Source organism: Streptomyces torulosus (genome assembly GCF_001419765.1).
Taxonomy (GTDB): domain Bacteria; phylum Actinomycetota; class Actinomycetes; order Streptomycetales; family Streptomycetaceae; genus Streptomyces; species Streptomyces torulosus.
The window spans coordinates 15,026-36,335 of sequence record NZ_LIRK01000251.1 but is presented as its reverse complement, the minus strand read 5'-3'; the positions used below and the strand labels follow the sequence as shown (position 1 = coordinate 36,335).

Here is a 21,310-nt window from a genome sequence, read left to right as displayed (position 1 = left end):
TCCGGTAGGACAGGATCGGCTCTCATGGACCTGCTGAACACGCTGGTGGACAAGGGGCTCCGGCGCGAGCCGCTGAGCCGTGCCGAGGCGCTCGCCGTCCTCGGCACCTCCGACGACGACCTGCTCGACGTGGTGGCCGCGGCCGGAAAGGTGCGCAGGCACTGGTTCGGGCGACGGGTGAAACTGAACTATCTCGTCAACCTGAAGTCCGGGCTGTGTCCCGAGGACTGCTCGTACTGCTCCCAGCGGCTCGGCTCGACGGCCGGGATCCTCAAGTACACCTGGCTGAAGCCCGACGAGGCCTCGAAGGCCGCCGCGGCCGGTCTCGCCGGCGGTGCCAAGCGGGTGTGTCTGGTGGCGTCCGGGCGCGGCCCGACGGACCGTGACGTCGACCGGGTCGCGGGCACCATCAAGGCCATCAAGGAGGAGAACGAGGGCGTCGAGGTGTGCGCCTGTCTGGGGCTGCTCTCCGACGGTCAGGCCGAACGGCTGCGCGAGGCGGGCGCGGACGCCTACAACCACAATCTCAACACGTCGGAGTCGACGTACGGGGAGATCACGACCACCCACACGTACGCCGATCGGGTGGACACCGTGCAGAAGGCGCACGCGGCGGGTCTGTCGGCGTGCTCCGGTCTGATCGCGGGCATGGGCGAGACGGACGAGGACCTCGTCGACGTCGTCTTCTCGCTGCGTGAACTGGACCCGGACTCGGTGCCGGTCAACTTCCTGATCCCGTTCGAGGGCACCCCGCTGGCCAAGGAGTGGAACCTCACGCCCCAGCGGTGCCTGCGGATCCTCGCCATGGTGCGGTTCGTCTGCCCGGACGTCGAGGTGCGCATCGCCGGCGGCCGCGAGGTGCATCTGCGGACGATGCAGCCACTCGCGCTGCACCTGGCCAACTCGATCTTCCTCGGGGACTACCTCACCAGCGAGGGCCAGGCCGGCAAGGCCGACCTGGAGATGATCGCGGACGCCGGGTTCGAGGTGGAGGGGGCCGACCAGGTCACGCTGCCGGAGCACCGGGCGTCCGCGGGCGGCTGCGGGTCCCACGAGAGCGCCGGGTGCGGTGCCCACGAGGGCGGCGGCTGCGGGTCCCACGAAAGCGGTGGCGGGTGCGGGTCGCACGAGGGGGGCGGCGTCTGCGGTTCCGCGGCTTCCACGGCCACCTCCTCCTCCACGGCGGCCCCGCAGGCGGGCGAGGCCCGGACGGACCTGGTCGCCGTGCGGCGTCGAGGTGCCGGAACGGATCTCGCGCCCAATGCCTGAGGCGCCCGACCCGAGCGTGGCCGAGTTGCTGGACCTCGACCGGCGGCATGTGTGGCATCCGTACGGTCCGATGCCGGGCCGGGCCGAGCCGCTCGTCGTGGAGTCGGCGAGCGGGGTCCGGCTGCGGCTCGCCGACGGCTCGGGCGAACTCGTCGACGGCATGTCGTCCTGGTGGTCGGCCATCCACGGCTACAACCACCCGGTGCTCAACGAGGCCGCGCGCGAGCAGCTCGGCCGGATGAGCCATGTCATGTTCGGCGGGCTCACCCACGAGCCCGCCGTGCGGCTGGCGAAGCGCCTTGTCGACATGTCACCCGACGGTCTGGAGCATGTGTTCCTCGCCGACTCGGGTTCGGTGTCGGTCGAGGTCGCCGTCAAGATGTGCCTGCAGTACTGGCGCTCGCTCGGCCGCCCCGGCAAGCAGCGCCTGCTCACCTGGCGCGGCGGCTACCACGGCGACACATGGCAGCCCATGTCGGTGTGCGACCCCGACGGCGGGATGCACGAGCTGTGGCAGGGCGTGCTGCCGCGGCAGGTGTTCGTCGAGGCGCCGCCGGCGGAGTACGACGAGGCGTACGCGGAGCGGTTGCGCTCGGCGGTCGAGCGGCACGCCGACGAACTGGCCGCCGTGGTCGTGGAGCCGGTGGTGCAGGGCGCGGGCGGGATGCGGTTCCACTCCCCCGCGTATCTGCGGGTGCTGCGCGAGGCGTGCGACGCGCACGACGTGCTGCTGGTGTTCGACGAGATCGCGACCGGGTTCGGCCGGACGGGCGCGCTGTTCGCGGCGGAGCACGCGGCGGTGACGCCGGATGTGATGTGCGTGGGCAAGGCGCTGACCGGCGGTTATCTGACGATGGCGGCGACGCTGTGCACGGCGCGGGTGGCCGACGGGATCTCGCGGGGCGAGGTGCCCGTCCTCGCCCACGGGCCGACGTTCATGGGCAATCCGCTGGCCGCGTCCGTGGCGCTCGCCTCGATCGAGCTGCTGCTGGGGCAGGACTGGCTCGCGGAGGTCCGGCGGATCGAGGCGGGACTGCGGGAAGGGCTGGCTCCGGCGCTCGACGTGCCGGGGGTGAAGGACGTCCGGGTCCTCGGCGCCATCGGTGTCGTCCAGCTCGACCACGAGGTGGACATGAGGGCGGCGACGGCGGCCGCGGTGCGCGAGGGCGTGTGGCTGCGGCCGTTCCGCGACCTCGTCTACACGATGCCGCCGTACGTCACCGGTGACGAGGACGTGGCACGGATCGCGCGCGCGGTGTGCGCGGCGGCAGGGGAGGGATGACATGGCGATCCTGGTGGTGACGGGGACGGGCACCGAGGTCGGCAAGACGGTCGCCACGGCGACCGTCGCCGCGGTGGCGGCGGCCGCCGGCCGGTCCGTGGCGGTGCTCAAGCCCGCGCAGACCGGGGTACGGCCGGACGAGCGCGGCGACGCGGACGAGGTGGTGCGGCTCGCCGGGGACGCCGTCGCCGCGCACGAACTCGCCCGCTACCCGGAGCCGCTGGCTCCCGCGACGGCCGCCCGGCGGTCCGGGCTGGCCCCGGTCCACCCCGAGGACGTCGCCGAGGCGGCGGCGAAGCTGGAGACCGACCACGACCTGGTCCTGGTCGAGGGCGCGGGCGGTCTCCTCGTCCGCCTCGACGAGGCGGGCGGCACGCTGGCGGACACGGCGCGGCTGCTGGGCGCGCCGGTGCTGCTGGTGGCCTCGGCCGGGCTGGGCACGCTCAACACGACCGAGCTGACGGCCCGCGAACTCGCGGTGCGGGAGGTGCGGCTGACGGGCGTCGTCATCGGCAGCTGGCCCAAGGCCCCGGATCTGGCGTCCCGTTGCAACGTGGCGGACCTGCCGGTGGTGGCGGGAGCGCCGCTGCTGGGGGCGGTGCCGGAGGGCGCGGGCGCGCTGGAGCCGGCCGAGTTCCGGGCGCGGGCGGGCGATTGGCTGGCGCCGGCGCTGGGCGGCACGTGGGACGCGGCGGCCTTCGCGGCGCGGGAGACGGCGTAGCGGAGGGCGCGTCGTGGGAGGCCGTGTAGCGGTCGGCCCTCCTGACAAGGCCCCCGGCACCGTGGGCTGTGCCCACCCGTTCCGCCCTGCGGAACGACTGCCCACAGCGGTGACAGCACAAGTGCCGGGGGCCGCAGGGCGGGTTGTCGGCTGCCGGGGCCGGGTGCCGAGCGCCCGGCCTGCGTGGTGTCGGCTGCCGGGCCGGGTGCCGACCGCCCGCCGCCGCACCGCGCCCGCCGGGCTCAGCCCGCCGTTTCTCCCAGCAGGCGGACCAGTTCGATGCGGGATCTGATGCCCAGGCGGGCGAAGACGCCGCGGAGGTGGTGGTCGATCGTGCGGGGGCTCAGGAGGAGGCGGGCGGCGATCTCCCGGTTCGTGGCGCCGTCCGCGGCCATGCGGGCGATGGTCAGTTGCTGGGCCGTGAGCCGGCCGGTGAGGTCGTCGGGGCCCGGCGCGGAGGGGGCGCGTTCACCGAGGGCGCGGAGTTCGGCGCGGGCCTGGTCGGCGCAGTGGGGCGAGCCGAAGTGGTCGAAGGCCTCCAGCGCGCTGTGCAGCCGGTCGCGGGCCTCGGTGCGGTTGCGGAGCCGCCGCAGCGCGCTGCCGAACAGCAGTTCCGTGCGGGCCCGTTCGAAGTCACGGGTGCCGGAGGCGTGCAGATCGAGCGCGGCGCGGTAGTGCTCCACGGCCTCCTCACCCGTCGCGAGCAGCGCCCGGCAGCGGGCGCTGAGGGCGAGGTCGTCGGCGCTGCGGACGGTGCGGGCCCAGTGGTCGTAGTCGGCGTGCGCGGCGCGGGCCACGCGGGTGTCGCCGGTGCGGACGGCGGCCTCGACGTAGTGCGGGGTGGCGAGGTGACGGATGGCCCGGTGCCCGTGCCCGGGGCCGAACCCGGCGAGTGCGCGCAGGCGGGCCGCCGAGGCGGCGTAGCGGCCTGTGGCGAGGTCGAGGAAGGCGAGGGCGTACATGGCGAGCGCCGCCGGGAGTCCGAGGCCCCGTTCCAGCGCGTGGGCGCGGGCGGACTCGGCGCGCTCCCGGCACACCTGCTCGTCCCCGGTGACGGCCGCGAACATCGCGAGGGCGGCCTGGAGATGGCAGGCCCCGTTGTCCTGCCCGGTGGCGTACGCCTGCCGCAGGGCCTCCACGGCGGCGGCCTCGGCGGCCCTGGGGCGCCCGGTCCAGAACTCGGCGTACGCCCGGAACTCCATGGCCTGCGGCACGGTCACCGTCTCGCCCCTGGCGCGGGCTGAGGCGGCGGCGCGGGCGGTGGCGGTGAACGCGCGGGTGTGGTCGCCGAGGAGCAGGGCGGCGATCCCTGCGTGGATCAGCCCGGTGGGGTCACCGCCGGGGCCGCAGCGGCCCGCCGCGGCTTCGAGGACGTCGCGGGCGTCGTCGTAGCGCCCCTCGAACGCGGCGGCCAGCGCGCCGAGGGTGCTCGGCGGCAGGATGCCGAGCCGGTCGGCGACGGCGGCGGCCTCCCGGCAGCGGCGCAGGTCCCCGGTGTAGATGGCGGCCTCGGTGGCTCGTGCCAACAGATGGGCGGCCGTGTCCGGGTCGTGGCCGCCGCCGTGCCGGACCGTGGCGGTGAGCAGGGCGTCGAAGGCCTCGGAGGCGTTGCCTGAGCGGAGGGCGAGGAGCCCGGCGAGGGCGTCGTCGTCGGTGGCGGCGACGAGCCGGCGGGCCCGGTCGCCGTCGCCCGACTGCCAGGCCTCCGCCGCCGCCCGCGCGAGCAGGGGCATGCGTTCGGCGGGGTCGGGGGTGAGGCCGGCGGCGCGTTCGGCGAGGGCGGAGGCCAGCGCGGGCTCCCCGATGGCACGTGCCACCTTCGCCGCGAGGCGGAGTTCGGCGGCGAGCCGGCGGCTCGGGCCGAGTGCGGAGGCGGCCCGGTGCCAGGAGCGTCTGGGTCTCTCGCCCTCGCCGCTGAGGACTCCGGCGAGCAGGCGGTGGGCCGCGCGGCGGTCGGCCGTGGAGGCGGACTCGTAGACGGCGATACGGGTCCAGGCGTCCCGGAAGACGACGCCCTGGGCCGTGGCGTCCGCGATGCCCGCCGCCTCGGCCCCGTCGAGGGGCCGGGTGTCGAGTCCGGCGGCCGTGACGGCCCGCTCGTAGGCGTGGGTCGGGATCGGGTACTGGTCGGCCGCGGCGAGGAGCAGCAGGAAGCGGGTGTCGTCGGGCAGGGCCCGTACGTCCCGCCGGTGGGCCCGCAGCAGCGCGGGGGCGAGCGCGAACGGCTCGGCGGGCAGCGGGTCGAGCCCGATGGCCTGGCGCGGGGTCAGGGCGGCGGCGAGTTCGGCGGCGGCGCGCGGATCACCGTGGGCGGCGTGCAGCAGACGTACGCGCACGCCTTCGGACAGCGCGGGCACGCCACGCTCGGCAGCATGGGACACGGACGGATCGGCGGCGCCCCGGCCGGACGCGGCCGAGTCGGCGCCCCCCTGGCCTGGCGCGGACGGGCCGCCTCGGGGTGGCGCGGGCACGCCTTCGGGTGGCGTCGGCGGGGCGGCCGATGCCGTGTTCGGGCTCGGCCGCGCGGTCCTGGGGGGCGGTGGCGAGCGATGCGGAAGTCGTGGGGGGTTCACCGGAGTCACCACACCCATCACGTTACTTGCGAGTTAACCGACCAGTAAAGACCGGCGATTTCACCGATGCGGCGCGCGTAGACCCCGCTGACACTCCTGACGAACCCCACCCGTTTCAGGAGGCTCCATGCATCGCCGCATGCGCCGTATCGCCACGGCCCTCGCGACCGTGACCAGCACGCTCCTGCTGTCCCTGACCTTCTCCGCGACCCCCGCCCGGGCCGCGACCCACACCCCGGTCGTCTTCGTACACGGTCTGAGCAGTTCGTCCAGCAGCTGGGACGACTGGATCGCGTACTTCAAGGCGGACGGTTACACCGCCTCGGAGCTGCACTCCTGGTCGTACGACTGGGGCCAGTCGAACGCCACGACGGCGGCGCAGCTGAAGACGAAGATCCAGAGCGTGCTCGCCTCGACGGGTGCCTCCAAGGTCGACGTGGTCGTCCACTCGATGGGCGCGCTCAGCTCCCGCTACTACCTGAAGAACCTCGGCGGGACGGCGTACGTCGACGACTTCGTCTCCACGGCCGGCGTCAACCACGGGACGACCGTGGCGGGTTGGTGCCGCTGGCTGTACACCTCGTGTGGCGAGATGTACACCGGCAGCTCGTTCCTGACCTCGCTCAACTCCGGTGACGAGACGCCGGGCAGTGTGTCGTACGCCAGCTACTGGTCGAACTGCGACGACGCGCTCACCCCGGACACCACCGCGATCCTGAACGGAGCCACCAACGTCGAGGTCGGCTGTGTCTCGCACAACGAGATGAACAACGACCACGGCGTCTACGAGCAGGTGCGGAACTTCATCGCCTGACCTCCCGGCACCTCGGGAACACCGCCCGCCGTACGACCGACGCCCGTCGCGCGACCTCCTCCCCAGGGCCGCGCGGCGGGCGCCGTCGTGTCCGCCTCTCGGCGCCGGACGGGTGAGCCGGTCCCCGACGGGGGACAATCCGGGTATCTGTCGTCCTCCTCGGGAGGTCCGTCATGGTCCGTGTCGGCAAGGACGCCGTGCGCCATCCTCTGTTCGCCCGGTTCTACGCCCGGCTGAGCGTGTCGGCGGAGCCGATGGTCGGCCCGTTGCGCGACGAGCTGCTCGCCGGGCTCTCGGGACGGGTCATCGAGATCGGCGCCGGCAACGGCCTCAACTTCGCGCACTACCCGCGTACGGTCGCGGAGGTCGTGGCGATCGAACCGGAGCGCTCCCTGCGGAAGTTGGCCCTGGAGGCGGCCCTGCGCGCCGATGTGCCGGTGGATGTCGTGCCGGGCGCGGCGGAGGCCCTGCCGGTCAAGAGCGAGGCGTTCGACGCGGCCGTGGTGTCGTTGGTGCTGTGCAGCGTGCGGGATGTGGAGCGTGCGCTGCGGGAGATCCGGCGGGTGCTGCGTCCCGGCGGTGAGCTGCGGTTCTTCGAGCACGGCGGGGGAGGCGGCCGGGTGATGCGCACGACCCGGCGGGCGCTGGACCACACGGTGTGGCCCCTGTTGTTCGGCGGCTGCCATGTGTCCCGCGACCCGGTGGGCGCGATCGGGGCCGCGGCGTTCGAGATCGAGTCGGTCAAGGAGCTGTCCCTACCGCCGCGGGGCCCGCGCCTTCCCAGCTCGCACCACGTACTGGGCCGGGCCCGACGCTCCGGCCCGGACGAGGAGGTCGCGGAGTAGGGCCGCCTGACGTATCTGCCCGGCGTCGAGGCGCCGGGCGGTCGTCGTTCACCGGCTCCACTGGCGCAGTTCCTGGGCGATGTCCTGCACCGTGGCCTCGCCACTCTTGACGAGTCTGGCCAGTTCGCGCACCTGCTCGGCGGAGGTGACGACCTTGACGCCGCTGGCGACGAGGTAGCCGTAGGCGACGGCGGAGGCGAACAGCGCGTTGGAGCGCTCCAGGGCCGGGACGTGCATCAGGAGTTGCAGGAGGGAGGCGGCGCGGGCGTGCGGAGTGTCGTAGACGGGGACGTCGAAGATCTGCGCGTCGTGCCGGGCGACGGCCGCGACGAGGGCGCCCCAGTCGCTGACCTGGGGATCTCCGGGCGTCTTCTGTTCGGCGACCATCAGCAGCCAGGCGAGGTCGATTCTGAGCTGGCTCAAGGGATCAGTGACGTCCCTCGCGCCCGCCCCCGGGTTCCCCCGCCGTCTTCGATGTCGTCCGGGTGGGGGCGCCGTCGAACTCCTCGGCGAAGACCGCCTCGTACTGCTTCATGAAGTCGGCCGCGGACTCGACGAAGGTGTGGCCCACCTCGCCCGTGTCCTGTCTGACCAGCTCCTCGATGTACCGGTTGACACTCATCCCGCGCTCCAGGGCTCGCTCCCGGGCGGCTCGCGCCGTGTCCTCGTCCACCCGTACGTTCAGCTGGGTCTTGGCCATGCCTCGACGCTAGCGCCGGAGTGCTAGCACGGCAAGGGCCCCGTGCCCACCGGGCACGCCTCCCCGTCGGGAGCGCTGGCCGCCGCGCCCCTAGGGGCGTGACACTCATGCCCCTTACACCGACATCCGGTGCCCGACCTGCGACGGAGGCCGCCTCGGACTTCGGGGGGATATCCGCTGTGGACTGGATCACATTAGGCTCGTCCGAGAACGCCCGGAATGCGAACTCGTTCGAGCAGGGAGGCCGTTTTGTCCACTGCTGCCGCTGAGCACTCCCTCGGCCGCGCGGAAGCCGACGGTGTCGCCGCCCGCGCCCGGGGCCTGACGAAGGCGTACGGCTCGGGCGAGACGGCGGTGCTCGCCCTCGACTCGGTCGACGTGGACATCACGCGCGGCCGCTTCACTGCGGTGATGGGCCCCTCAGGCTCGGGAAAGTCCACACTGATGCACTGTCTGGCCGGGCTCGACACCGTGTCGGCCGGGCAGGTGTGGCTCGGGGACACCGAGATCACCGGGCTCAAGGACCGTGAGCTGACCCGGCTGCGCCGGGACCGCATCGGCTTCATGTTCCAGTCGTTCAATCTGATCCCGACGTTGAACGCGGCCGAGAACATCACCCTGCCGATGGACATCGCGGGCCGGAAACCCGACGAGAAGTGGCTGGACCAGGTCATCGACACGCTCGGACTGCGCAACCGGCTGGGGCACCGGCCGTCCCAGCTGTCCGGCGGCCAGCAGCAGCGGGTCGCCTGCGCCCGCGCCCTCGCATCCCGGCCCGAGCTGATCTTCGCGGACGAGCCCACCGGCAACCTCGACTCGCGGGCCGGACTGGAGGTGCTGGGCTTCCTGCGCGAGGCCGTCGACCAGCTGGGCCAGACCGTCGTCATGGTCACCCACGACCCCGGCGCCGCCGCCCACTCCGACCTGGTGCTCTATCTCGCCGACGGACGGATCGTGGACCGGATGGAGCACCCCACGGCCGAGGCGGTCCTCGAACGCATGCGCCTGTTCAGCGGGAGCGGCGCCCAGCCCTCCGGGCTCGACCCGCGCGCCACGACCGACGGGGAGGGCGCCCCCGCCGACGCGCGCACCACCGGGACCACCGACCTCGACAAGGACTGAGACCGTGCTGAAGGCGACCCTCAGGAGTTTCCTGGCGCACAAGGGGCGGCTGGTGCTCTCGGCGCTGGCCGTCGTCCTGTCCGTGGCGTTCGTCGCGGGCAGTCTGATCTTCTCGGACACGGTCACCCGTACCTTCGACCGTCTCTTCGCGTCCACCTCGGCCGATGTCACCGTCGGCCCGAAGGACGACGATCTGGAGGGGCAGATGCCGTCCGGGGCCGTGGACACCGTGCCCGCCTCGCTCGCCGAGCGGGTCGCGAAGGTCGACGGCGTCGCGGACACCCATGTCGACGCGGCCGTGGAGAACATCACCGTCGTCGACCGGGACAACGAGTCGGTGGGCCCGACGACCGGCGCCCCCACCATCGCGACCGACTGGTACCCCACCGACCGCAGCCCCGTGGAGCTGACCAGCGGGCACGCGCCCAAGGGCCCCGGTCAGGCGCTGCTGGACGCCGACACCGCGAAGAAGAAGGACGTGGCGATCGGTGACACGCTCACCGTGCTCGCCGCACCCGGCTCCTTCAAGGTGAGGATCGTCGGCATCGCCACCTTCACCACCACCAACCCCGGCGCCGCGCTGGTCTTCCTCGACACCCCGACCGCGCAGACCCGGCTGCTGGGCGACCCGGACGCCGCCACGAGCATCTCGGTGACCGCTGCCCCCGGTGTCGGCGACGCCCAGCTGAAGGAACGGATCGCCGCCGCGCTCGGGCCGGGCACCTACGAGTACCAGACCGCCGACGAGCAGGCCGATTCGGCGGCCGCCTCGCTGGGCGGGTTCCTCGACGTCATCAAGTACGTGATGCTGGGCTTCGCGGGCATCGCGACGCTCGTCGGGGTGTTCCTCATCGTCAACACCTTCTCGATGCTCATCGCCCAGCGCACCCGTGAGCTGGGCCTGCTGCGCGCCCTCGGCGCCGACCAGCGACAGGTGCGCCGGTCCGTGCTCACCGAGGCGGCGCTCCTCGGCCTGGTCGGGTCGACGCTCGGCCTCGCCGCGGGCATCGGGCTGGCCTTCGGGCTGATCGAGCTCATGGGCGCGTTCGGGATGAACCTCAAGTCCACCGAGATGGTGGTCGGCGTGGGGACGCCGATCGCGGCGTACGTCGTCGGGCTCGGGGTGACCTTCGTCGCGGCGTACCTGCCGGCGCGGCGCGCGGCGGCCGTGTCGCCCATGGCGGCGCTCACGGACGCCGAGATCGCCGGGGTGGGCCGGCCGCTGCGGACGCGGGCGTTGGTCGGCGCGGTCGTCGGCGCGGCCGGCGCCGCCGCGCTCGTCGGGTGCGCGGTGTCGTCGGACACCGGCTCGGCGGCCTCGCTCCTCGGCCTCGGCGTCGTCCTCACCCTGATCGCGACCGTCATCGCGGGCCCGCTCCTGGTACGGCCCGTGATCCGGGTCCTCGGCGGCGCGTTCCCCGCGCTGTTCGGCTCCGTCGGCCGGATGAGCCAGCGCAACGCGCTGCGCAACCCGCGCCGTACGGGAGCGACGGCCGCCGCGCTGATGGTGGGACTCGCGCTGGTCGCCGGGATGTCCGTGGCGAGCGCGTCGATGACCAAGTCGTTCGACAACGAGATCGACAAGACGCTGGGCGCGGACTTCGTCGTCCAGAACCAGAACTTCCTGCCGTTCCCCCAGGAGGTCACCGACAAGGTCCGCGACACGGAGGGCGCCGGCCTCGTCGTACGGCAGCGGTTCGCGCCCGTCGCCGTGCGGCTGCCGGACGGCGAGCGGATCGAGACCACGGCCGCCGCCTACGACCCCCGGCTCGACGAGGTCGCGAACGTCACCTACGCCGAGGGCGACAGCGCCGCCGCGCTCGCCGACGGCGCCCTCGGCATGGACGTGGACTTCGCCCGCGAGCACGACGTGACGATCGGCGACACGGTCCCGGTGCGGTTCCCGGGCGGGAAGGACGCCGAGCTGAAGGTCGCCGCGCTCACCGACCAGGACACCGCCGACGGCTTCGGGATGCAGGGCGGCCTCTTCTTCGGGACGGGCACCGTCGAGCGGTACGTGCCCGACGGTCAGGACTCGGCGCTGTACGTGAACGCCGCCTCCGGGGTCGGCGCCGACGAACTGCGCGCGAACCTGGAGCGGACGCTGGACGCGTACCCCCAGGTGCAAGTGCGGGACCAGGCCGACTACAAGGAACTGGTCCGCGGCCAGATCGCCGTGCTGCTGTACCTGGTGTACGCGCTGCTCGGCCTCGCGATCGTGATCGCCGTGCTCGGCGTGGTGAACACCCTCGCCCTGTCGGTGGTCGAGCGCACCCGGGAGATCGGGCTGCTGCGCGCGATCGGCCTGGGCCGGCGGCAGCTGCGGCGGATGATCCGGCTGGAGTCGGTGGTGATCGCCGTGTTCGGCGCGGTCCTCGGGCTGGCGCTGGGGCTGGTGTGGGGGGTGTGCGTGCAGCAGGTGCTGGCGCTCCAGGGCATGAAGGCGCTGGCGATCCCGTGGGGCACGGTCGTCGCCGTGGTGATCGGCTCGGCGGTGGTCGGTGTGGTGGCCGCCCTGCTGCCGGCGCTGCGGGCGTCGCGGATGAATGTGCTGGCGGCGATCGCGCACGAGTGACCGTCCGGCGGGGCCGTGGGCCGGGCGAGCTGATGCCGCGGGCCAAGCGTGCGGAGGCCCGCAGACCGGGCGTGCTGGCAGCGAGCGCGCCCGGGTGGTGTACTCGCCGGGAAACCCAGGCTCAAATCCCCTGTCGGTGAGGAGAGTTCATGCCGCGCCCGTTCCGTTTCGGAGTCAATCTGCTCAATCCGACCTCGGCCGAGGAGTGGCGCGCGAAGTGCCGCAGGGCCGAGCGGCTCGGCTACGACGTGATCCTGGTCCCCGACCATCTGGGCATGCCGGCCCCGTTCCCGGCACTGGTCGCCGCGGCGGAGGCGACCGAACGTCCGCGGGTCGGCACGTTCGTGCTCAACGCGGGCTTCTGGAACCCGGCGCTCCTCGCGCGCGAGGTGGCCACCACGGACGCGCTGACCGACGGTCGCCTGGAGCTGGGGCTCGGCACCGGGTACGTGCCGGCCGAGCACGAGAGGGCGGGCCTGCCGTGGGGGTCGCCGCGCGAGCGCGTCGACCATCTCGCCCGGACGATCGCGGAGTTACGGCGGCTCCTCGACTCGGAGGAGCACCAACCGCGCCCCGCGCAGCGGACCGTACCGCTGCTCGTCGGCGCCAACGGCGACCGGATGCTGCGGGTCACCGCCGAGCACGCGGACATCGCGGCGTTCACGGGCGCCCGGCCGGGGGCGGGCGGCACACTGGAGGCGCTCACGGCGGAGGAGTTGGACGAACGGGTCGGCCGGTACCACGAGTTCGCCGCCGGCCGGGAGGAGCCGGCCGAGCTCAATCTGCTGATCCAGATCGTGGAGTTCACCGAGGACCGCGGCGCCGCCGTGCGGCCGTGGCTCAGGCACATCCCGCATCTGAGCGAGGAGCAGGTCCTGCGGCTGCCGCTGGTCCTCGTGGGGACGCTGGACGAGATCGTCGAACAGGTACTGGCGCAACGGAAACGGTACGGCTTCACGTATCTCACGGTCCTGGAGCCGAACATGGAGGCGTTCGCCCGCGTCATCGAGGCGCTACGCGGCAGATGATGGGCAGGGGGACGGCGCGGCAGGTGAGCGGCAGGGGGACGGCGCGGCATCGGTGGTGCACACGGGGTGCGGGCCGGGGGCTTCGCCGCGTCGGTGCGGGTGCTGTCAGGCGGTCGTGTCGGCGGTGGTGCCGTGCCCTCGCCGGTGGCCCGTGCGGGGTGTGCGCTCGCCGCCCTCGGCCGCGGCACGTACCGCGGTGAGGGTGTAGGCCAGTGCGGCGGCGGCCACGACCGCGAGGAGGGCGAGGCCGAGGGCGTACGACTCGTACGCGCCGTACAAGGAGCCCATGACCAGCGGCGGGAGGAAGCCGCCGAGGCCGCCCGCGGCGCCGACGACGCCGGTGACCGAGCCGACCCGGGCCGCCGGGGTCATCAGGGCGACCAGGGCGAAGGTCGCCCCGCTGCCGGCGCCGAGCGCGGCCGCCATGGACAGGAAGGCGATGGTGCCCACGGGCGCGAGGGGGAGCGTGAAGGACTGCACGAGCGCCCCGGCGACGACCACGGTCAGCGAGCCGGCCAGCACTCGGACCGGGCCCAGACGGTCGGACAGCCAGCCGCCCATCGGGCGCATGGCCACCGCGAGGAGCACGAAGCCCGCCATGCGGTTGGCGGCGTCCGCCTGGGTGAGGCCGTAGCCGGTCTTGAGGTAGGTGGGCAGGTAGACGGAGAAGGCCACGTAGCCGCCGAACGCCACGGCGTAGAGCGCGGACGCCTGCCAGGTGATGGGCAGGCGGGCGGTGGTGGCCAGCCGGCGTCCGAGCGGCTCGGTCGGCACGGTGCGACCGGGGGCGTCGCGCAGCAGCAGTGCGGCGGCCACGGCGTACACGGCCAGGGCGGCCGCGGTGATCAGGAACGGCGTGGCCATGGTGTTCGCGTCGACCAGTTTCACGGTGGTCAGGGCACTGATGGCGGTGCCGCCCATACCGGCGCCGAAGACGCCGATGGCGAGCCCGCGCCGTGCGGGCGGGAACCAGGCGTTGACGAACGGCACGCCGACGGCGAACGCGGTGCCGCCGACGCCGAGGAAGAACCCGCCGACGAGGAGCGCGGCGAGCGAGGAGTGGCCGATCAGCCCGAGGGAGAGCACCGGCACGACGGTGGCCGCCGACACGATCGGGAACATGACCCGTCCGCCGAACCGGTCGGTCAGCGCGCCGACCGGGATCCGCCCCAGGGAGCCGACCACGACCGGGACCGCCACCAGCAGCGACTGCTCGAACGACGAGAGGTCGAGGCTCTCCTTGAAGCGGGGGCCGAGCGGGCTGAGCAGCGCCCACGCCCAGAAGTTCACCGCGAAACCCGCGGTGGCCAGGGCCAGCATCAGCCACGCCCGGCCGGACACCGGCGTGTCCGACGGTGAACCGCCGCTCTTCGACTTCAACGGCTGGACCATGTTGTCCGTCCCTTTCGTCTTCATGGTGGTATCGCGCCACCAGGGACCGCCCATGCGCCGCAGACCCCTCGCCTGCGGAACGGCGACCCGTGGCCACTGTCCGTGTCCGGGCCCGCCCGCGGCATGGGCCATGGGTCCCTGCCGATGGCCGGACGGCCCCGGGCCCGGCCCCGCCGTCCCCCACGTCCGGGACGCCGCCTTCGCGCCCGTGCCGGGGGTAGGGCCGATCGGCCCTACCCCCGGCAGGCGTCCGCGCGCACGATGAACTGATGTTCCACAACGACGCCTTTCGCGTGCTCGACGGGCAGGAGTGCCGGCGCCTGCTCGGCCGGGTGCCGGTCGGCCGTGTGGTCTACACCCGGCAGGCCCTGCCCGCGGTCCTCCCGGTCAACTTCACCCTGGACACGGACGGCTCCGTTCTGCTGTGCACCTCACGGGACTCCGACCTCGTCCGCGCCGTCGACGGGGTGGTCGTCGCCTTCGAGGCGGACGAGTTCGACGCCGCGACCCGGTCCGGCTGGAGCGTCGTCGTCACCGGGCGGGCCACTAAGGTGACCGATCCCGCCGAGCAGGCGCGGCTGTCGCAGGCCGGCCCCGCCTCCTGGATGCCCCTGCGGGACCCGGTGGTCGTACGCATCGCGTCGGAGATGATCACCGGACGCGAACTCACCGGGGCGGACGCCCCGTGGTGAGGCCGCGGTCATCCGCGGACGCTCGAGGCGTGGGGCCGCGATCCCCGGACGCGCGAGGCGTGGGGCCGCCGTCGGGGCCGTAGCCGAACCGGATCAGCAGCTGCGGGTGGCAGCGCCGTCTCGATCCCGCTGTGGCCGCCCGCAGGTCGGGCCACTCCATCGCCTGGTGCAGCATCGACGTCCGCACCCCGTGCCGGGTCGCCGTGAGCAGCACGCGCTGCAGCGCCTGCCCCGCCCGCAGCCAGTCCTCCCGCCGGTCCTGCGCCGTCCACAGCAGGGCCACCTGGGCGTGGCGTTCGAAGCGCAGGGCGGGCAGATCGAGGGTGGGCGGCCGGCCCATGAAGTCCCGTACGGGGATCCGCCCGGACGCGTCCCGCGGACCCAGGGTCGTCAGGGGGATGCCGTAGCAGGCGTCGTTACCCGGAGCGGTGATCCAGGTGCGCGCCTCGGCCGCGCGGGCCGGGTGGGTGGTGTTGCGGGCCTCCGCCACCTGCGTCAGGCGCAGCAGGCGGCGTGTCCCGATGATGTCGGGCACGGCCAGATGGGCGCCCTCGGCAAGGGCCGAGCCGATCATCTCGGCCACGATCCGCTCCGGTACCGGGCGGCCGGTGAACGGCATCCGGCTCGTGTGCCGCCGCTCGACCGCCTCGTACAACTCGCCGAGGGGCGGCCGGTCGTCCGCGGTGGGCCCGGCCAGTCGGACCCTGGCCAGCAGGTCCGGATCGTCCGCCGCGGGAAGCAGCCGGACGGCGGGCGCCCAGCCCAGGTGCGCGGCGGCCACCCGGAGGTTGAGGACGGCGGCCCCCACCGACAGGTGCTGGGCGCGCAGGTCCGGATCGGCCAGGGGCAGCCGCCGCCGGCGGTCGAATCGGACCTCGATCGACCGGCTCTCCGGGTCGAGGCCGAACCGCCAGGGCTGTGTGTTGTGGATCGACGGCGCCGCGACCGCCGCGGCCAGCAGCGTGTGCACGGCGGTGGCGTCGACTTCGCGAGTCTGCATCGCGGCTCCTTCGCAGAGGGGTCCTCCCGTCTCCCCCACCCTGCGCCGTGGACCGCCGGCCGGGGAGGGTTGGCCGGCCCCGGCCCGTGGGCCGTACGGCCTCATTCGGCGACCGGGTCGGCCCCGGCCCGCTCCCGCATGCCGGGTTCCGCGCGGTAGGTCGCGGTGGGGCGTGCTTCCGGCGGTGCGCGTGGATCTGGAGGGGCGGACATCTACGTCTTTCGGCGCGTTGTCGCAGGGGTCCGCACCCCAGGATGCTGGGCGGCACGGACGGGGCGGCCCGGCGCCGCCGGTCCACGGGTGTCCGGGACCACGACACGGGTGTCAGGACCCACGCGACACGGGTGTCCGGGTCCACGAGCGAGGGGGGACCGCTGTGGCGGCTGAATCCGGTCTGTACGTACTGGGGTTGACGGCGCAGGGGAAGGCGCATCTGACCGTGCGCAGGCCGGACGGGAGTTGGCGGGCCTTCGAGGAGGTGCCCCTGGTCGCCGGTGACACGGCCGCGCTCACCGCCGTCGCCGCGGGTGGCTTCACGGGTGACTCCTCGGACACGTTCTTCTCGTTCCACGCGTGTGCCGCCACGGCGGACGGCAGGCTGCTGCACGCGCGCACCGGCCCCGACGGCCTGCGGCCCCCGCTGGCCGACATCGAGCCGGTGGTCGGGGACCGCGGCGAGTACACGGCGCTCGCCGCGCTCAAGCGGCACGACTTCCCGGAAGGGCCGGGGCCCTTCACGGGTCTGTCCGTGCACGGAGTGACCGCGCAGGCCAGGGTGTTCCGGACGGACCGTGACGGCAAGGGGCAGTGGGGCCCGCTGGAGGAGCTGCCGGCGAGCACCGGGTACCAGGGCGGTGTGGTGGCCCTGGACATCGCGGCGTCCGCCTCGGCCACGGACAGCGCGTTCCACCTCGTCGCCGTGACGGGCAACGGCCGCCTGCTGCACACCTATACGAACGGCAGGGGCACCGACGTGCCGTTCTACGACGTGGAGGGGCCCGCCGGGGAGCGGGGCGACTTCCGGCGGGCCGCCTGCGCCGCTCCGGAGGGACACCCCGAGCAGCTGCACCTGTGCGGCGTCACCGCCGACGGCCGTCTGTGGCACGCCTTGCACGTCGGCGCCTTCTCCCTGCCCTTCCCGTTCCCCGGCCGGCGGCTGGAGTTGTGGACCCAGCTCGGCGATGTGGAGGGGCAGGCCGGGGAACGCGGCTCCGTCCGCCATGTCGCGTGCCGTACCGCCGGACAGGACCTGCATGTGTGCGCGGTGACAGCCGACGGCCGCCTGTGGCACGCGCTCCGCCGGGGCGGCGACGGAACCTGGACGTCCTTCGGTGACGTGGAGGGACAGGCAGGCGAACGGGGCCAGTTCGTCCAGGTGGCGCTCTCCGAAGCCTGACCATCGGCTCGACGCCGACCACGCCCGGGACGAACGGCCGGCGACGAGAGGGGCCGCACGCACCCGGCGTTCCGGCCCACAGGGTCCCGGCGCCGGGACCTTCGGGCCCTGTGGTGGCCGGGCGCATGGGGCCGGACGGTCGGTCGTCAGGGACCGCCGGCCCCGGGTGGGGGGCGTGGTGTGCCTCCTAGCGTTCCGGCCATGGAGAACGATCGGAACGGACGGCAGCGGGAGTCACGCGCCGGTGAGGGCTGGCCGCTGGCCGCCCGTCGGCTGCTGACGCGCCGTGAGGTGTCGGCTGACGGACGTGCCGTGTTCGGCACGGGCGACCCGCGGTGGGAGGGCTTCTACCGGGACCGATGGGCCCACGACCGGGTGGTGCGCTCGACGCACGGGGTGAACTGCACGGGTTCGTGCTCGTGGATGGTGTACGTCAAGGACGGCATCATCACCTGGGAGCACCAGGCCACCGACTACCCGTCGATCGGCGCCGACTGCCCCGAGTACGAGCCGCGAGGCTGCCCGCGCGGGGCGTCGTTCTCCTGGTACACGTACTCCCCCAGCCGGGTCCGCTACCCGTATGTGCGGGGCGCGCTGCTCAAGCTGTGGCGTGAGGCCCGCAAACGGCTCGGCGACCCGGTGGCGGCCTGGGCGGAGATCACGTCGGACCCGGCTAAGGCGCGTGCCTACAAGCGGGCCCGCGGCAAGGGCGGCCTGGTGCGCGCCGACTGGGACGAGGTGAGCGAGCTGGTCGCCGCCGCCCAGGTGCACACCGTCAAGACGTACGGCCCCGACCGGGTCGCGGGCTTCTCGCCCATCCCGGCGATGTCGATGGCGTCGTTCGCGGCGGGTGCGCGGTACCACTCGCTGATCGGCGGCACCCTGCTCTCCTTCTACGACTGGTACGCCGACCTCCCGATCGCCTCTCCGCAGGTCTTCGGCGACCAGACCGACGTGCCGGAGGCGGCCGACTGGTGGAACGCGGGCTATCTGATCATGTGGGGATCCAACATCCCCGTCACCCGCACGCCCGACGCGCACTTCCTCACCGAGACCCGCTACAACGGCACCAAGGTCGTCGCCGTCAGCCCCGACTACGCCGACAACGTCAAGCACGCCGACGAGTGGCTGGCCCCGCACCCGGGCACCGACGGGGCGCTGGCGATGGCCATGGGCCACGTCATCCTGCGCGAGTTCCTCGTGGACCGCGAAGTGCCGTACTTCCAGGACTACTTGAGAAGGTTCACCGACGCGCCGTTCCTGGTGACGCTGCGCGAGCACGACCAGGGGCTCGTCCCCGGCGGCTTCCTGACCGCGGCCGACCTCGGACAGGACTCGGAGCACGCCGGGTCCAAGACCGTCCTCCTCGACTCGGTCACCGGCGAGCCGGTCGTGCCGAACGGCTCGCTCGGCTTCCGCTGGGCGAAGGAGCAGCAGGGCCGCTGGAACCTCGAACTGGGCGACGTCGTACCGGCGTTGAGCCTGCTGGAGCAGGCCGGGGAGACGGCCGAGGTGGCGCTGCCCCGCTTCGACGAGGGTGCCACGGAGGGCGGCTCGGTCCTGGTGCGCGGTGTGCCGGTACGTCGGATCGGCGGGCGGCTCGTCACCACCGTGTTCGACCTGATGCTCGCCCAGTACGGGGTGCGGCGCCCCGGTCTGCCGGGCGGCTGGCCGTCGTCGTACGAGGACGCGTCCGAGCCGTACACGCCGGCCTGGCAGGAGACGATCACCTCCGTGCCGGCCGAGCAGGCGGCCCGAATCGCCCGGGAGTTCGCCCGCAACGCCGAGCGCACGGGCGGCCGGTCGATGATCGCGCTGGGCGCCGGCACCAACCACTGGTTCCACTCCGACACCATCTACCGCGCGTTCCTGGCGCTGACCACCATGACCGGCTGCCAGGGCGTCAACGGCGGCGGGTGGGCGCACTACGTCGGCCAGGAGAAGGTCCGCCCGGTCACCGGGCAGCAGCACCTGTCGTTCGCGTTCGACTGGCAGCGGCCCACCCGGCACATGGCGGGCACCTCGTACTGGTACCTGAACTCCGACCAGTGGCGGTACGAGGCGTTCGGGCCCGAGGAGCTGGCCTCGCCGCTCGGCGAGGGGCGGTTCCGGGGCAAGGGGTTCGCGGACTGTCTGGCGCAGGCCGTGCGGCTCGGCTGGACGCCCGGCCACCCCGGCTTCAACCGCAACCCGCTCGATCTGACCGACGAGGCGCGGGCCCGGGGGCGTGAGGTCGCCGACCACGTGGTGGACGAGCTGAAGGCGGGGCGGCTGCGGTTCGCCGCCGAGGACCCCGACGACCCGGCCAACTTCCCCCGGGTGCTGACCGTGTGGCGGGCCAACCTGCTGGGCTCCTCCGGCAAGGGCAACGAGTACTTCCTGCGGCACCTGCTGGGCACGGACGCCGCGGTCCGCTCCGAGGAGACCCCTCCCGAGGGACGCCCGAAGGACGTGGTGTGGCGGGAGGAGGCACCCGAGGGCAAGCTCGACCTGCTGGTCTGCATGGACTTCCGGATGACCTCCACCGGTCTGCTCGCCGACGTCGTCCTGCCGGCCGCGACCTGGTACGAGAAGGACGACCTGTCCAGCACGGACATGCACCCCTTCGTGCACGCGTTCACCCCGGCGATCGCCCCGCCCTGGCAGGCCCGTACCGACTACGACACCTTCCTGACGATCGCGGACCGGTTCAGCGAGCTGGCCGCCGAGCACCTGGGCACCCGTACCGACGTCCTGGCCGTGCCGCTGCTGCACGACACGCCCGACGAACTCGCCCAGCCGGGCGGAGCCGTGCGGGACTGGAAGCACGGCGAGTGCGAGCCGGTACCGGGCCGCACGATGCCGAAGCTCGCCGTCATCGAGCGCGACTACGCCGCGATCGCGCAGAAGATGCGTGCCGTCGGTCCGCTGCTGGACAGCCTGGGCACCACCACCAAGGGCGTCACCGTCCACCCTGACCAGGAGATCGAGGACCTCCGGCACCGCAACGGGACCGTCCGGGACGGCGTCGCCGCGGGACGGCCCTCCCTCGCCACGGCGAGCGACATGTGCGAGGCGATCCTCGCCCTGTCCGGCACCACCAACGGCCGCCTCGCCACCGAGGGGTTCCGCGCCCTGGAGCGGCAGACCGGCAGCAAGGGCCTGGTGGAACTGGCCGCCGAGCGGGAGGCCGAGCGGATCACCTTCGCGGACACGAGGGCCCAGCCGCGCTCCGTGATGACCTCCTACGAGTGGTCGGGCTCGGAGACCGGGGGCCGCCGCTACTCGCCCTTCGTCATCAACACCGAGCACCTCAAGCCCTGGCACACCCTCACCGGCCGCCAGCACTTCTTCGTCCAGCACGACTGGATCACCGAACTCGGCGAGCAACTTCCCGTCTACCGGCCGCCGTTGAACACGCCCGAGCACTACGGCGACGAGCACCTGAACGACGGCCGGGCGGAGGTCACGGTCCGCTATCTGACCCCGCACTCCAAGTGGTCCATCCACTCGAACTACCAGGACAACAAGTACATGCTCGACCTGTCCCGCGGCGGACCCACGGTCTGGATGTCCACCGCCGACGCCGGGAAGATCGGTGTGAAGGACAACGAGTGGATCGAGGCGTACAACCGCAACGGCGTCGTCGCCGCCCGGGCCGTGGTCACGCACCGCATGCCCGAGGGAACCGTGTACATGTACCACGCCCAGGACCGCACGGTGAACGTGCCGAGGACCGAGGTCAGCGGCAGGCGCGGCGGCATCCACAACTCGCTCACGCGGCTGCTGCTGAAGCCCACCCATCTCGCCGGCGGCTACGCCCAGTTCACCTACGCCTTCAACTACTACGGCCCGACCGGCAACCAGCGCGACGAGGTCACCGTCATCCGCCGGCGCTCGCAGGATGTGGAGTACTGACATG

16 protein-coding genes are annotated in these 21,310 nt (G+C 73.3%); 11 read left to right on the top strand and 5 right to left on the bottom strand.

All coding sequences use genetic code 11. The annotated features are described in order from the left end of the window. The first annotated feature begins 24 nt into the window (after positions 1–24). The 3 genes from bioB to bioD are packed head-to-tail and all read left to right on the top strand — an operon-like array spanning position 25 to position 3,272. Positions 25–1,269, top strand: a complete 1,245-nt coding sequence (bioB, locus tag AOK23_RS17955; protein WP_055713708.1) for a biotin synthase BioB — start codon at positions 25–27, stop codon at positions 1,267–1,269. Further along, positions 1,262–2,551 (top strand): adenosylmethionine--8-amino-7-oxononanoate transaminase, encoded by a 1,290-nt coding sequence (locus AOK23_RS17950; RefSeq protein ID WP_055713707.1) that lies wholly within the window; start codon positions 1,262–1,264, stop codon positions 2,549–2,551. The genes bioB and AOK23_RS17950 overlap by 8 nt, the downstream gene beginning before the upstream one ends. 1 nt (position 2,552) lies before the next feature. Then, entirely contained in the window at positions 2,553–3,272 is a 720-nt protein-coding gene (bioD, locus tag AOK23_RS17945; protein WP_055713706.1) for a dethiobiotin synthase, read from the top strand. Between the two features lie 242 nt (positions 3,273–3,514). Here bioD and AOK23_RS17940 read toward each other — a convergent pair whose 3' ends face one another. Then, positions 3,515–5,608: a helix-turn-helix transcriptional regulator gene (locus tag AOK23_RS17940; protein ID WP_055713717.1), complete on the bottom strand. Its 2,094-nt coding sequence runs from the start codon at positions 5,606–5,608 to the stop codon at positions 3,515–3,517. Positions 5,609–5,972: 364 nt separating this feature from the next. Here AOK23_RS17940 and AOK23_RS17935 point away from each other — a divergent pair, with 364 nt between their 5' ends. After that, the gene (locus AOK23_RS17935) at positions 5,973–6,659 is read left to right on the top strand and encodes an esterase/lipase family protein (protein ID WP_055713705.1); all 687 of its coding nucleotides are present in this window, start codon (positions 5,973–5,975) and stop codon (positions 6,657–6,659) included. Positions 6,660–6,832: 173 nt separating this feature from the next. Further along, entirely contained in the window at positions 6,833–7,504 is a 672-nt protein-coding gene (locus tag AOK23_RS17930; protein WP_055713704.1) for a class I SAM-dependent methyltransferase, read from the top strand. A 48-nt stretch (positions 7,505–7,552) separates the two neighbouring features. On the opposite strand, the gene AOK23_RS17925 is transcribed toward AOK23_RS17930, so the two are convergent. Both AOK23_RS17925 and AOK23_RS17920 read right to left on the bottom strand, forming a co-directional pair. Next, positions 7,553–7,927 carry a hypothetical protein gene (locus tag AOK23_RS17925; protein WP_055537472.1) on the bottom strand — a complete coding sequence of 125 codons (375 nt, stop codon included), beginning with the start codon at positions 7,925–7,927 and terminating at the stop codon, positions 7,553–7,555. 4 nt (positions 7,928–7,931) lie between these two features. After that, positions 7,932–8,204, bottom strand: coding sequence for a hypothetical protein (locus AOK23_RS17920; protein ID WP_055713703.1), 273 nt, complete (start codon positions 8,202–8,204; stop codon positions 7,932–7,934). A gap of 249 nt (positions 8,205–8,453) precedes the next feature. On the opposite strand from AOK23_RS17920, the gene AOK23_RS17915 reads away from it, so the two are divergent. The 3 genes from AOK23_RS17915 (at position 8,454) to AOK23_RS17905 (ending at position 12,929) form a co-directional block, all read left to right on the top strand. Beyond that, on the top strand, positions 8,454–9,326 hold the full coding sequence (locus AOK23_RS17915; protein ID WP_055713702.1) for an ABC transporter ATP-binding protein: 873 nt from the start codon (positions 8,454–8,456) through the stop codon (positions 9,324–9,326). A gap of 4 nt (positions 9,327–9,330) precedes the next feature. Continuing rightward, positions 9,331–11,901 carry an ABC transporter permease gene (locus AOK23_RS17910; RefSeq protein WP_055713701.1) on the top strand — a complete coding sequence of 857 codons (2,571 nt, stop codon included), beginning with the start codon at positions 9,331–9,333 and terminating at the stop codon, positions 11,899–11,901. Between the two features lie 149 nt (positions 11,902–12,050). Then, entirely contained in the window at positions 12,051–12,929 is an 879-nt protein-coding gene (locus AOK23_RS17905) for an LLM class F420-dependent oxidoreductase (RefSeq protein WP_055713700.1), read from the top strand. A gap of 105 nt (positions 12,930–13,034) precedes the next feature. Here AOK23_RS17905 and AOK23_RS17900 read toward each other — a convergent pair whose 3' ends face one another. Next, positions 13,035–14,249, bottom strand: coding sequence for an MFS transporter (locus tag AOK23_RS17900; protein WP_206336228.1), 1,215 nt, complete (start codon positions 14,247–14,249; stop codon positions 13,035–13,037). A 341-nt stretch (positions 14,250–14,590) separates the two neighbouring features. Here AOK23_RS17900 and AOK23_RS17895 point away from each other — a divergent pair, with 341 nt between their 5' ends. Continuing rightward, a complete protein-coding gene (locus tag AOK23_RS17895; protein WP_055713699.1) occupies positions 14,591–15,013 on the top strand; it encodes a pyridoxamine 5'-phosphate oxidase family protein in 423 nt (140 codons plus the stop codon). Here the strand turns inward: AOK23_RS17895 and AOK23_RS17890 are convergent. Continuing rightward, entirely contained in the window at positions 14,988–16,013 is a 1,026-nt protein-coding gene (locus tag AOK23_RS17890; RefSeq protein ID WP_055713698.1) for an Acg family FMN-binding oxidoreductase, read from the bottom strand. The two genes, AOK23_RS17895 and AOK23_RS17890, sit on opposite strands and share 26 nt — an antisense overlap. A gap of 376 nt (positions 16,014–16,389) precedes the next feature. On the opposite strand from AOK23_RS17890, the gene AOK23_RS17885 reads away from it, so the two are divergent. Together AOK23_RS17885 and AOK23_RS17880 are read left to right on the top strand one after the other, a co-directional pair. Continuing rightward, positions 16,390–17,409 (top strand): hypothetical protein, encoded by a 1,020-nt coding sequence (locus AOK23_RS17885; protein WP_055713697.1) that lies wholly within the window; start codon positions 16,390–16,392, stop codon positions 17,407–17,409. A gap of 201 nt (positions 17,410–17,610) precedes the next feature. Beyond that, positions 17,611–21,306 carry a nitrate reductase subunit alpha gene (locus tag AOK23_RS17880; protein ID WP_055713696.1) on the top strand — a complete coding sequence of 1,232 codons (3,696 nt, stop codon included), beginning with the start codon at positions 17,611–17,613 and terminating at the stop codon, positions 21,304–21,306. Positions 21,307–21,310: the final 4 nt, after the last annotated feature.